The 12,569-nt window shown below is 71.0% G+C and carries 11 protein-coding genes; 6 read left to right on the top strand and 5 right to left on the bottom strand.

Going from position 1 to position 12,569, the window contains the following annotated elements; translation table 11 throughout:
* Window positions 1-37: 37 nt before the first annotated feature.
* A complete protein-coding gene (locus ACZ4IF_RS31030) occupies window positions 38-1,450 on the bottom strand; it encodes a glutamate decarboxylase (protein WP_467568692.1) in 1,413 nt (470 codons plus the stop codon).
* An 8-nt stretch (window positions 1,451-1,458) separates the two neighbouring features.
* Window positions 1,459-2,745 carry an ion channel protein gene (locus ACZ4IF_RS31025; RefSeq protein ID WP_467568690.1) on the bottom strand — a complete coding sequence of 429 codons (1,287 nt, stop codon included), beginning with the start codon at window positions 2,743-2,745 and terminating at the stop codon, window positions 1,459-1,461.
* A 154-nt stretch (window positions 2,746-2,899) separates the two neighbouring features.
* On the opposite strand from ACZ4IF_RS31025, the gene ACZ4IF_RS31020 reads away from it, so the two are divergent.
* Window positions 2,900-3,667 (top strand): MerR family transcriptional regulator, encoded by a 768-nt coding sequence (locus tag ACZ4IF_RS31020; RefSeq protein ID WP_359491917.1) that lies wholly within the window; start codon window positions 2,900-2,902, stop codon window positions 3,665-3,667.
* 43 nt (window positions 3,668-3,710) lie between these two features.
* On the opposite strand, the gene ACZ4IF_RS31015 is transcribed toward ACZ4IF_RS31020, so the two are convergent.
* On the bottom strand, window positions 3,711-4,076 hold the full coding sequence (locus ACZ4IF_RS31015; protein ID WP_467568688.1) for a YbjQ family protein: 366 nt from the start codon (window positions 4,074-4,076) through the stop codon (window positions 3,711-3,713).
* A gap of 140 nt (window positions 4,077-4,216) precedes the next feature.
* Between ACZ4IF_RS31015 and ACZ4IF_RS31010 the strand changes: the two genes are divergently transcribed.
* A complete protein-coding gene (locus ACZ4IF_RS31010; protein ID WP_467568686.1) occupies window positions 4,217-5,269 on the top strand; it encodes a VTT domain-containing protein in 1,053 nt (350 codons plus the stop codon).
* A gap of 11 nt (window positions 5,270-5,280) precedes the next feature.
* On the opposite strand, the gene ACZ4IF_RS31005 is transcribed toward ACZ4IF_RS31010, so the two are convergent.
* Both ACZ4IF_RS31005 and ACZ4IF_RS31000 read right to left on the bottom strand, forming a co-directional pair.
* On the bottom strand, window positions 5,281-6,960 hold the full coding sequence (locus ACZ4IF_RS31005) for a threonine/serine exporter family protein (protein WP_467568684.1): 1,680 nt from the start codon (window positions 6,958-6,960) through the stop codon (window positions 5,281-5,283).
* A 133-nt stretch (window positions 6,961-7,093) separates the two neighbouring features.
* A complete protein-coding gene (locus tag ACZ4IF_RS31000) occupies window positions 7,094-7,585 on the bottom strand; it encodes an inorganic diphosphatase (RefSeq protein ID WP_003991985.1) in 492 nt (163 codons plus the stop codon).
* A gap of 79 nt (window positions 7,586-7,664) precedes the next feature.
* Here ACZ4IF_RS31000 and dacB point away from each other — a divergent pair, with 79 nt between their 5' ends.
* The 4 genes from dacB to hpt all read left to right on the top strand — a co-directional run bounded on the left by dacB (window position 7,665) and on the right by hpt (window position 12,412).
* Window positions 7,665-9,221 carry a D-alanyl-D-alanine carboxypeptidase/D-alanyl-D-alanine endopeptidase gene (dacB, locus tag ACZ4IF_RS30995; RefSeq protein WP_467568681.1) on the top strand — a complete coding sequence of 519 codons (1,557 nt, stop codon included), beginning with the start codon at window positions 7,665-7,667 and terminating at the stop codon, window positions 9,219-9,221.
* A gap of 107 nt (window positions 9,222-9,328) precedes the next feature.
* Window positions 9,329-10,462, top strand: a complete 1,134-nt coding sequence (locus ACZ4IF_RS30990) for a zinc-dependent metalloprotease (protein ID WP_359491909.1) — start codon at window positions 9,329-9,331, stop codon at window positions 10,460-10,462.
* A 192-nt stretch (window positions 10,463-10,654) separates the two neighbouring features.
* Window positions 10,655-11,776: a tRNA lysidine(34) synthetase TilS gene (tilS, locus tag ACZ4IF_RS30985; RefSeq protein WP_467568678.1), complete on the top strand. Its 1,122-nt coding sequence runs from the start codon at window positions 10,655-10,657 to the stop codon at window positions 11,774-11,776.
* 75 nt (window positions 11,777-11,851) lie between these two features.
* Window positions 11,852-12,412, top strand: coding sequence for a hypoxanthine phosphoribosyltransferase (gene hpt / locus ACZ4IF_RS30980; protein ID WP_010986089.1), 561 nt, complete (start codon window positions 11,852-11,854; stop codon window positions 12,410-12,412).
* Window positions 12,413-12,569 lie beyond the last annotated feature (157 nt).

Genomic DNA, 12,569 nt, shown 5'->3' with positions numbered 1-12,569 from the left:
GCCGGCCGTCGTCGCAGCGGCCGGCCGCGCGGCGCCGTCAGTGGTGGAAGCTCGTCGCCGCGTCCTTGTCGTGGGTCAGCGGATGCGGCTGGCGGCGCAGGTCGGGCAGCAGACGCTTCAGGTCCTCGACGAAGAGGTCGGCGAGGTCGGTCGAGAAGCCGTTGCGGCAGACCACGCGCAGCACGGACAGGTCCTCACGGTTCTCCGGGAAGGTGTACGCGGGCAGCAGCCAGCCGTGTTCGCGCATGCGCCGGGACACGTCGAAGACGTCGTACGAGGTCACCGAGGGCGCCGTCGTGAAGGCGAAGACCGGAAGCTGGTCGCCACGGGTGAGGAGGGTGAAGTCGCCCAGTTGCTCGACGCGCCGGGCGAGGCCCATGGCCACGTCCCGGGTCGTCTGCTGGACGGCCCGGTATCCCTCCCGGCCCAGCCGCAGGAACGTGTAGTACTGGGCCACGACCTGGGCTCCGGGGCGGGAGAAGTTGAGCGCGAAGGTCGGCATGTCGCCGCCCAGGTAGTTGACCCGGAAGACGAGCTCCTCGGGGAGTTCGGCCGCCGACCGCCACAGCGCCCAGCCGACACCCGGGTAGACCAGGCCGTACTTGTGTCCCGAGGTGTTGATCGAGGAGACCCGCGGCAGCCGGAAGTCCCAGACCAGGTCCTCGTCCACGAAGGGAGCGATCATCGCTCCGGACGCGCCGTCCACGTGGACGGGGACGTCCAGGCCCGTGCGCTCCTGGAGCTCGTCGAGCGCGGCGCACAGCTCGGCGATCGGCTCGTACGACCCGTCGAAGGTCGATCCGAGGATGCCCACGACGCCGATGGTGTTCTCGTCGCACAGCTCGGCCGCCGCCTTCGGGTCGAGACGGAACCGGTCGCCCTCCATGGGCACCTGGCGCGCCTCGACCTCCCAGAAGTTGCAGAACTTCTCCCAGCAGACCTGGACGTTGACGCCCATCACCAGGTTCGGGCGCACGTCCTTCGCCGGGTAGCGGTCCGCGTTGCGCATCGCCCAGCGCCGCTTCAGCGCCATCCCGGCGAGCATGCACGCCTCGCTGGACCCGGTGGTCGAACAGCCGACCGCGGCGGAGGGGTCCGGTGCGTTCCACAGGTCGGCGAGCATCGCCACACAGCGCCGCTCGAGTTCGGCGGTGCGCGGGTACTCGTCCTTGTCGATCATGTTCTTGTCCCGGCACTCGCCCATCAGGATCCCGGCCTGCGGTTCCATCCAGGTGGTGACGAAGGTGGCGAGGTTCAGCCGCGAGTTCCCGTCCAGCATGAGCTCGTCGTGCACCAGCTGGTACGCCGTCGTCGGCGGCAGCGGGCTGTCCGGGAGCCGGTGGGTGGGCGGCGCCTCGGTCATCCCGCTGACCGGATCCGTCTCCCCGTAGAACGGGTTGACGGACCTCCGGTGCCCGGCGGACTTCTGGGTGCCTTTGTGAAGCGGCATGAGATCTCCTAACGGATCGAGGTCCCGTCGTCGTGCAGCTGCATCTGCGGCCGTCCGGTCACCAGCAGCCAGGCGGGAAGGGAGGCGATGCACAGCAGGGTGAGGATCGTGGGCGAGGCCACCAGGACGGCGGCCGTGAACAGGCTCACCCAGCCCTGCCGGGTGATGGCGAGGAGGATGCCCAGCACTCCCGCCGACACGCCCACCGCGGGGTGGACGGAGGGCACGAGCGCGTGGGCGCACAGACCGAAGGCCGTACCGATGAAGACGGCCGGGAAGATCCGGCCGCCGCGGAACCCGCAGGACGCCGCGACGAGCAGGGCGGCCAGCTTCACCACCGTCATCAGGGCGAACTGCCCCGCCGTCCAGCCGTCCGGGTTCCGGGCCAGCTCGCCGACCTCGTCCAGGCCCTTGAACAGCGTCAGATGGCCGCCCAGCGCGCCGAGCAGGCCGAGGACGAGTCCGCCGGCCGGGAGGCACACCATTGGGTGCCGCAGCCGGGCGAAGGCGCGGTGGACGTACGGGAAGGCGTACACGACGGTCATGCCGAGCGCGGCGGCCGCGGGGGCGATCACCACCGCGGCCAGCACATCACCCCCGCGCGGTGAGCCGATCGGGGGCAGTTGCAGGTCGAACGCCGGATGGTGGATCAGGTCGACGGTCGCCGCGCCGACCGCCGCCGCGGCCAGCGGAGCGAACAGGTTGTCCCACAGCCGCCCTCTCATCGGCCGTCCGGCCAGCGCCTCGGAGATGACCAGCGCCGCCGCCACGGGCGTGCCGAACAGGGCGCCGAGTGTCGCCGACTCCGCCAGCGCCGGCCACAGGACCCCGGGCAGCGCGGGCCGGAATCTGTGGCCGAGCCAGACCGCGAGCGCCACGTTGGCGGCGATGATCGGGTTCTCCGGGCCCAGGCTCGGGCCGCCCGCCAGCATCAGCGCCGTCGCCACCAGCAGGCCCGGCAGGATGAATGGCCGCATGGGGACCGCGGCGAGGCCCAGGGTGGCCGGGTCGGGGCCCGCGTGTCCCGGAGCCTTCCACACGACCAGACCGACCAGCACACCCGTCACGGTGAGCATGACGATGATCCAGAGCGAGGAGTAGCCGCCGATGCCCAGCGCATCCGGAAGGTCCTGCCACAGCACGTCCTGGAGCTGTTCGGCGGCAGTGCTCACGCCCAGCAGGAGGAGGCTCGCGCCCACGCCGACGAGCAGGGCCGGGACGACCATCGGCAGCAGCGTCCGCGCGGGCGTCGCCGGCGTGGTGGCCGGTGCCGTCGGGGCCGCTTCGTGGGTCACGCGATCACCCTAAGCGGGCTAAACGGACATAACATCCCGAAAATGTGCAGCCGTCGCCTCGGAATCCCGGGCCCGTGGCCCGGCGGTCCCACGGACTTGCACCTCACGTCACGTGAGGGCTCATCGTGAAGTGCGTACCGAGAAAGGAGCGGAAGTGAGCTACTCAGTGGGCCAGGTCGCCGGTTTCGCCGGGGTCACCGTGCGCACACTGCACCACTACGACGAGATCGGGCTGCTGGTGGCCGGTGAGCGCAGTCACGCGGGGCACCGCCGCTACGGCGACGAGGACCTCGACCGGCTCCAGCAGATCCTGTTCTACCGGGAGCTCGGCTTCCCGCTCGACGAGGTCGCCGCCCTGCTCGACGACCCGGACGCGGACCCGCGCGCACACCTGCGCCGGCAGCACGAACTGCTGACCGCCCGGATCGAGAAGCTGCAGAAGATGGCCGCGGCCGTGGAGCACGCCATGGAGGCACGCAGTATGGGGATCAACCTCACGCCAGAGGAGAGGTTCGAGGTCTTCGGGGACAAGGACCCGGAGCAGTACGCGGAGGAGGCGGAGCAGCGCTGGGGCGGCACCGAGCAGTACGCCGAGTCGCAGCGCAGGGCCGCCCGCTACACCAAGGACGACTGGCAGCGCATCCAGGACGAGGTGGCGTCCTGGGGCGAGCGCTACGACGCTCTGATGGCCGCCGGTGAACCGCCGGCCGGCGAGGCGGCCATGGACCTGGCCGAGGAGCACCGGCAGCACATCTGCCGCTGGTTCTACCCGTGCTCGTACGAGATGCACGGGTGCCTGGGCGAGATGTACGTCTCCGACGAGCGTTTCAAGGCGTTCTACGACGCCATGCGGCCGGGCCTCGCCGAACACCTGAGGGACGCGATCACGGCGAACGCCGCACGCCGTCCCGAGGAGTCCTGACGGTGGGGGCGTCCGCCCGGGCGGACGCCCCCACCGGTGTGCGCTACCGCTTGGCCAGGACCACGGCCGTCCCGTACGCGCACACCTCCGTCCCCACGTCCGCCGCCTCGGTGACGTCGAAGCGGAACATCAGCACACCGTTGGCACCCCGCACGCGTGCCTGTGCGACGAGCCGCTCCATGGCCTGGTTGCGGGTCTCCACGAGGGTCTTGGTGAGCCCCTTGAGCTCGCCGCCGATCATCGACTTCAGACCCGCGCCGATCTGGCTGCCCAGGTGACGGGAGCGCACGGTGAGGCCGAAGACCTCGCCGATGACCTGCTCGACGCGGTAACCGGGTACGTCGTTCGTCGTCACGACCAGGACGTCCGACTGGGGTCCCTGGCCGCCGCCGTATTCATCGATGCCCATGGCTCACAGCTTTGTCCCAGTCGACGCACAGTGCATCCTGGAGTCACTGGTGGAACCTGGCGCGGACACATTGCGTTGATAGCTTTGGTCGGCCGAACAGGACCGCCGCACCCACCTTCACCCCTCAGGAGCCCGGAACCGTGACGACGCTTGCCCTCGGTCCAAGCTGGCTGGATCCGAACACGCTCCTGGACAACTTCGGCATCTGGGGTCTGCTGCTCATCGTCTTCGCCGAGTCCGGCCTGCTCATCGGCTTCTTCCTGCCGGGCGACTCGCTGCTGTTCACCTGCGGCCTGCTGATCACCTCGGGCACGCTGGACTTCCCGCTGTGGGCCGCGATCGCGCTGATCTGCCTCGCCGCGATCCTCGGCGACCAGGCGGGTTACGTGTTCGGCAAGAAGGTGGGGCCCTCCCTGTTCAACCGGCCCGACTCCCGCCTCTTCAAGCAGGAGAACGTGGTCAAGGCCCACGAGTTCTTCGAGAAGTACGGGCCCAAGTCCCTGGTCCTGGCCCGCTTCGTGCCCATCGTGCGCACGTTCACGCCGATCATCGCCGGCGTCAGCGGCATGAAGTACCGCTCCTTCATCACCTTCAACATCATCGGCGGCGTCCTGTGGGGTGCGGGTGTCACCCTGCTCGGCTCCTGGCTGGGCAACATCGACTTCGTCCACAAGAACATCGAGGCGATCCTGATCCTGATCGTCCTCGTGTCGGTGGTCCCGATCGCCATCGAGTTCCTGCGGGCCCGCTCCAAGGCCAGGAAGAACCCGCCCCAGGAGCCCGAGCGCCCGGTCCCGCCCGCCCAGCAGTACGTCCGGTCCGCTCCGCCGGTCATGGACGACGCCACGACCCGGCTGCGCCCCGTCCCGCCGGCCCACCAGGACCAGGCGTACGGCGGCCACCAGGGGTACGGCGACCACCAGGGGTACGGCGACCACGGTGCGTACGGCGATCAGCAGGGGTACGGCGACCAGGGACAGGCCTACCCGCAGCAGCACCAGCAGCCGTACGGACCGGACCAGGGCTACCCCCAGGGGTACGGTCAGCAGCCCTATGGCCGGCAGCCGTACGGCCAGGGCGGGGCCCACCCGCAGCAGCAGCCGTACGACCCGCAGCAGCAGTCGTACGACCCGCAGCAGGACTACCGGCAGGCGCCGCAGTACCCGTACGACCAGGGCCACCGGGCCCCGTAGGGCGCGCGGACCTAGAAGCCGCGGGTCCGCTTGGCGGCCCTGCGGCCCGCGGCGGAGGCACCCGGCAGCCGCAGGAACAGCCGGGAGATCTCCGACCCCAGGTTCACGCCGATCGCGATGGCCATCGCGAGCGCCGCTGCCTTGGAGAGGGAGACGAGCCCCTTGTCGACGTCGTTCTGTGCGATCGACAGCAGTCCGAAGTACGTGGCGGAACCGGGGAGCAGCGGACCGATCGCCGCCGTCGTGTACGGCAGCGCGGACGCGAATCGGTAGCGCGACAGCAGCTGCCCGAACAGTCCCACCAGGCCCGCCGCGACGGCCGTGGAGGCGACCGGGGAGATGCCGCCCGCGTAGTGCATCGCCCCGTACACCGACCAGGCGACGCCTCCGTTCAGGGTGACGGCGAGGACGGTGGAGCGTTCCTGCTGGAGCAGCACCGCGAACGTCAGCGACAGCAGCATCGACGCGGCGATCTGGAGCAGCGGCCGCTCGCTGCCGATCAGGGCGGCGTCCGGATTGAGCTCACCGCCGAGCTTCACGCCGAAGTAGAGCACCACCAGGACGCCGACGACGATGCCCACGAAGAAGTACATGACTTCGAGCAGGCGGGCGGAGGCGGTGATGTAGAAGCCGGTCAGACCGTCCTGCACGCCCGCGACCAGCGCCCGTCCGGGCAGCAGCGCGAACAGTCCACCGGTGATCACCGCGGAGCCGTTCACGTCGACGTGCGCCACCGTGAGCGCGACGCCGATCGCGGCGGGCGGCATCGCGGCCACCGTGAACTGGTAGAACTCGGGCAGCCCGCGCCCCGCGCACAGCCACGCCAGCCGGTCGCCCAGCATCGCGCCGAGTGCCGCGGCGACGAACACGAGCGCGCCACCGCCGACGAGCACGGCGGCGGCACCCGCGAGCAGCCCGGCCGAGGCGGTGAGCGCCCAGCCGGGGTACGGGTGGCGGTTGCGGCGGATCTCCGCGAGGCGCCGGTAGGCCTCCTCCAGGGAGATCGCGCCCTCCGCCCCCGGGTCGCTGAGGTCGTCGACGAGGCGGTAGACGGCCGCGAGCCGCGTGTAGTCGGTGCCCCGGCGGCGGACGGTCCGGGACGCCGTGACGGGGTCGTCCACCAGGGACGGCTGGTGCGAGATGGACAACAGGGTGAAGGTGACGTTCGGTTCGCAGCGGTCCAGGCCGTAGGAGCGGCAGACGGCGAACATGGCCGCCTCCACGTCCTCGGCGCCCTCACCGCCCGCCAGCAGCAACTCGCCGATACGCAGCGTCAGGTCGAGCACGCGCGGGACGGCGGGCCCCGACTCGTCCTCCTTGTGCACCGGTTCCGGCGCGGGCCGCTCGGCCACCGGCATGCGCAGCATCGTGCGCATCCGGTCCTGCCAGGGCGCGTCCTTGGTCAGACTGACCACCGGGATGCCCGTCGCGGGCGTGAAGGCGGCCGGGGCCTCGCGCGAGCTGTAGGTGCGCGGTGTGCTGAACGCCGAGCCCTCCGGCTCGGACACGGGCGCCTGCGGTGCGTCGAGCCCCTTGGGAAGCGCGAACTCCGAGGTCGTCGACGATTCCTCGTCCACCGGTCCGGTGTCCGGCGGGGCCACACCGGCGGGCGGGGTGAACGCACTTCTCGCCTCGTCCGACTGCGGCTTGCGGTCTTCCGCCTCCGGCTCCGCCACCAGTTCCTGCCTCACCTTTCGCGCCCCTGTGCCTCGTACGTACCTCGCGTTGCCTCGTACGTACCTCCGTATGCCTCAGTATGCGTACGGATACAAGAACGGGCCGCGCGACCCCCTGGAGGTCACGCGGCCCGCCGGGCGCGAGGGGTCAGTGACCGCCCTGCTCCTTGAAGCGCTTGTAGGAACGCTCGATCTCGGCCTCGGCGTCCGTGCGGCCGACCCAGTTGGCGCCCTCGACGGACTTGCCGGGCTCCAGGTCCTTGTAGACCTCGAAGAAGTGCTGGATCTCCAGGCGGTCGAACTCCGACACGTGGTGGATGTCGCGCAGGTGCTCCACCCGCGGGTCGTGCGCGGGGACGCACAGCAGCTTGTCGTCGCCGCCGGCCTCGTCGGTCATGCGGAACATGCCGATCGCGCGGCACTGGATGAGGCAGCCGGGGAAGGTCGGCTCGTCCAGGATGACCAGCGCGTCCAGCGGGTCGCCGTCCTCGCCGAGGGTGTTCTCGACGAAGCCGTAGTCGGCCGGGTAGCTGGTCGAGGTGAAGAGTCGACGGTCCAGGCGGATCCGACCGGTCTCGTGGTCCACCTCGTACTTGTTCCGCGAACCCTTCGGAATCTCGATCGTGACGTCGAACTCCACCGGTGGCTCCTCCATGATCAACACATAGTTCTGGTGGTTAAGTGTCCCTCACGCTGGTGGGTGATCGCGAAAGGGGCTGGTGGTCGTGCCAGAGCTGAGGCCTTGGCGGGCCGCGAGACCGCATGTGGTGCGGGTCGCGCGGACGGTGAAACCGCATGTGGCGCGGGTCACTCGAGCCGTGCGGCCACGTTCCGTGCGGATCACGACCCCGCAGTTCACGGCCGTCGCCGCCACCGTGGGCCTGGTGCTCGCGGCCGGGGCGGTGGCCGCGGCCGGTCCCTGGGACTCCTCCGGCCAGCGTACGGCCGAGCGTGACTGGGCCGCATCGCGGGACGGTGAGGGTGGCACAGATCACGGCCGTACGTCCGCTTCGTCCCGCACCTCGCCCCGGCCCGCCCCCAGCGCCGCCTCCGTCCTCGCCGGAGTGGGCGGCTCCGCGGGCGGCGTGCCCGTGCCCACGAAGAAGGCGCTCGCCGACGTCATCGACCCGCTGCTCGACAACGCCGCCCTGGGCGCCCGGCGCACCGCCGTCGTCGTCGACGTGGCGACCGGCAGGCGGCTGTACGCCAAGGGCGCCGACGAGACCCAGACCCCTGCCTCCACCACCAAGATCGCCACCGCCGTCGCCGCCCTCACGGCGCCCGGTCCCGACCACCGGATCGAGACGCGCACGGTCCTGGAGCCCGACACCAAGGAGGTGGTCCTCGTCGGCGGCGGCGACCCCACGCTGACCGCCCGCAAGAAGGCGGACGGATGGGCCGACCTGCGCACCCTCGCCGACCGGACGGCCGACGCCCTCAAGTCCCGTCACCTGGACCGCGTCACGCTCTCGTACGACACGTCGCTCTACACCGGTCCCACCCAGCACCCCATCGGCAGGAACGGCAACCTCGCACAGGTCACCGCCCTGATGGTCGACGAGGCCCGCCCCGGCGTCTCGGTCGCCGGCCCGGTCGACCGGGCCGGCGACCCGGCCCGTGACGCGGCCGGCAAGTTCGCCGACCTGCTGCACGAGCGCGGCATCGAGACCGGGGCCCCCGGCCCGTCGAAGGCGACGGCCCGCTCCCAGGCCCTCGCATCGGTCTCCTCGCCGCCCCTGTCCGCCCTGGTCGAGCGGATGCTGACCAACAGCGACAACGACATCGCGGAGGCTCTCGCCCGCCAGGTCGCCCTCGCCTCGGGGGAGCCGGCCAGCTTCGAGGGCGCCGCCAAGGCGATCCACAGCCGGCTGGACAAGCTCGGACTGCCGGTCTCCGGAGCGAAGTTCGCCGACGGCAGCGGACTCGACCGTGCCGACCGGATCTCGGCCCGCCTGCTCACCGCGCTGCTCGCCGAGGCCGGCGATCCCGCCCACCCCGAACTGCGCACGGTCCTGACCGGCCTGCCCGTCGCGGGCTTCACCGGCACCCTCAGCACCCGCTACACCGACGACCCCGGCGCCACGGGCGTCGTACGCGCCAAGACCGGCACGCTCACCGGTGTGAACACCCTCGCCGGCACCGTCGTCGACGCGGACGGACGCCTGCTGGCCTTCGCCTTCCTCACCTCCGACGAGGCCCACCCGCCGAACATGGACGCGGCCCGCGCGGTCCTGGACCACACGGCGACGGCACTGGCGGCCTGCGGCTGCCGCTGACCCCCATGGACCCCTTGCGCACCAGGGTCAACGCGGGCCCCACCTCGGGGCCCGCCCGGAGCGCGTACCCCTCACCGCAGCGCGACGTGCTCACGTACGGTTGACGCATGACGAGCATCGGTGGTGCCGCATCTACTGGGATGGTCGACTGGAATCTCGCGGTGGCGACCGCGACCCGGCTCGTGCGGCCGGGCCCCGAGGTGAGCCGTGACGAGGCCCGGGCCGTCGTCGCCGAACTGCGCCGGCACGCGAAGGCCTCGGAGGAGCACGTCCGGGGCTTTACTCGTCTGGGTGAGGACGGCGTGCACGACACCCCCGTCCTCGTCGTCGACCGCCCCGGCTGGGTCCGGGCGAACGTCGCCGGGTTCCGGGAGATCCTCAAGCCCCTGCTGGACAAGATGCAGGAGCGGCGCGGCAACACACCGGGCGGAGCCGTCCTCGGAGCCGTCGGCGGCAAGGTCACCGGCGTCGAACTGGGCATGCTCCTCTCGTTCCTGTCCTCCCGGGTCCTCGGACAGTACGAGACCTTCGCCCCGGCCACGCGCGAGCTCCCCGCCGGCGAGCACGGCGGCGGCAGGCTCCTGCTGGTCGCGCCGAACATCGTGCACGTCGAGCGTGAACTCGACGTCCAGCCCCACGACTTCCGCCTGTGGGTGTGCCTGCACGAGGAGACCCACCGCACCCAGTTCACGGCCGTGCCCTGGCTGCGCGACCACCTCGAGGGCGAAATCCAGTCTTTCTTGGGGGAGACCGATGTCGACCCCATGACCGTCCTGGAGCGCATCCGGGAAGCCGCCCAGTCGCTCGCCGGCGGGCGCCCCGAGGGCGAGGAGGACGACGGCGGCCGCTCCCTGGTGGAAATCGTCCAGACGCCCGCCCAGCGCGAGATCCTCGCCCGGCTCACCGCGGTGATGTCCCTCCTGGAGGGCCACGCGGACTTCGTGATGGACGGCGTGGGACCCGCCGTCGTCCCGTCCGTGGGGGAGATCCGCGAGAAGTTCCAGCAGCGCCGCGCGAAGGGCGCGTCCCGCCTGGACACCGCCCTGCGCAAGCTGCTCGGCCTGGACGCCAAGCTGAGGCAGTACCGGGACGGCGAGCGGTTCGTACGGGCCGTGGTCGACCAGGTCGGCATGGACGGGTTCAACCGCGTGTGGACCTCCCCGAACACGCTCCCGACGAAGGCGGAGATCGCCAAACCGGCGGACTGGGTCGCGCGGGTGCACCGCAAGGCCGAGTCGTGAACCCTACGGGAGGGTCGTGAAACGAATCCGGCCGACGGCAGGCAAACGCCCCTCCAATCACTCGTCCGAGGGACCGTGAGCCATGCGTAGGCGTGCGATGCTCGGGGAACGGCCCGGTTCTGTCACCATCTACACACTCTGAGTGACCGACCCCGGGCTCACCCCCCGAAAACTTCATGAAGGGAACCGGACATGGGTCCCCATCCTGCGGTCGCGGCGATACGCCTGGCGGTACGCCGCGTACTCCACGACATCATCACCGAGCACACGCCCGCCTCCGACACCCGGCGCGCGCCCGCTCACGGTGTCACGCGCCCCTCGCCCCCCGACGCCGAGCGCGTGCCCGCCCCCGGTACACGGCGCACCCTCCCGCCCGCGCGACCCCGTCACGAGCAGCCCTCGACGCCGCTCGTCCTCGTCGCGTGCTCCGGCGGAGCCGACTCCATGGCACTCGCCTCCGCCCTCGCCTTCGAGGCCCCCAAACTCGGCATCCGCGCCGGTGGCATCACCGTCGACCACGGTCTGCAGACCGGCTCCGACCTGCGCGCCGAGGAAGTCGTGCTGCGCCTCACGGAGATGGGACTCGCCCCGGCCGAGTGCATCGCCGTCACCGTCGGCCGCGACGGCGGGCCCGAGGCCGCCGCCCGCGACGCCCGGTACGCCGCCCTGGACTCCGCCGCCGAGCGCCACGGCGCCACGGCGATCCTGCTCGGCCACACCCGCGACGACCAGGCGGAGACGGTTCTGCTCGGTCTCGCCCGCGGCTCCGGCATCCGCTCCCTGTCCGGGATGGCCGCGGTCTCGGGGGCCGACGGCCGTTACCGGCGCCCGTTCCTGCACCTGGACCGGCAGACCGCCCGCAAGGCGTGCATGGTCCAGTCGCTTCCCGTATGGGACGACCCGCACAACGCCGACCCGGCCTACACCCGCTCCCGGCTGCGCCACGAAGGCCTGCCCGCCCTGGAGAAGGCGCTCGGCAAGGGCGTCGTCGAGGCCCTCGCCCGAACGGCGCAGCTCTCCCGCGACGACGCCGACGCCCTCGACGCGTGGGCCAGCCAGGCCGAGGCGTCCGTACGCGACGCGGCCGGCCTCCTGGAGTGCGCCAAGCTCTACGCCCTGCCCCCGGCCGTACGCCGCCGCATCCTGCGCCGCGCCGCCATCGAGGCGGGTGCGCCGGCCGGTTCGCTCTTCGCCCGGCACATCGAAGAAGTCGACCGGCTGATCACCGGATGGCGCGGCCAGAAGGCCATCAATCTCCCGGGCAAAGTCGTCGCTCAGCGACAGGGTGGCAGACTGGTGATTCGGCAAGGCTGAAATCGCGCCCCCCAGTGAGGCGCCTGGTCTCCCCTCCGGGAAGGACCGGTCAGCCGGTGGGACGACCGAAAGTGAATGCGGGTGGACGCGAAAGACATGGGCACCGACCTCAAGTCGGTGCTCATCACCAAGGAAGAGATCGACGCGAAGCTGGCCGAGCTGGCGGCGAAGATCGACGCGGAGTACGCGGGCAAGGACCTGCTGATCGTCGGAGTCCTCAAGGGCGCCGTCATGGTCATGGCGGACCTGGCGCGTGCGCTGTCCACCCCGGTCACCATGGACTGGATGGCCGTGTCCTCGTACGGCGCGGGGACGCAGTCCTCCGGCGTCGTGCGGATCCTCAAGGACCTCGACACCGACATCAAGGGCAAGCACGTCCTGATCGTCGAGGACATCATCGACTCCGGGCTGACCCTGTCCTGGCTGATCTCCAACCTCGGCTCCCGCGAGCCCGCCTCCCTCAAGGTGTGCACGCTGCTGCGCAAGCCGGAGGCGGCGAAGGTCGCGATCGACGTGGAGTGGGTCGGCTTCGACATCCCGAACGAGTTCGTGATCGGGTACGGCCTCGACTACGCCGAGAAGTACCGCAACCTCCCGTTCGTCGGTACGCTCGCGCCTCACGTCTACGGCGGCTGACCACCCGCCCTTCGCGGGGCGGCGCAGTCCTTGTAAGACGTTCGGGAACCCCAGCGGGTTTCGCGCCGTTGGAGCATGCGTAGGCGGGATTGCCAGCAGTCCCCTGCGGCTTCGGGTGACAATGCTGGGGTACCGTCCGAAGAACAGTCTTTATCAA

Source organism: Streptomyces sp. NPDC025784 (assembly GCF_055558435.1).
This window is presented reverse-complemented; position numbering and strand designations above follow the sequence as displayed.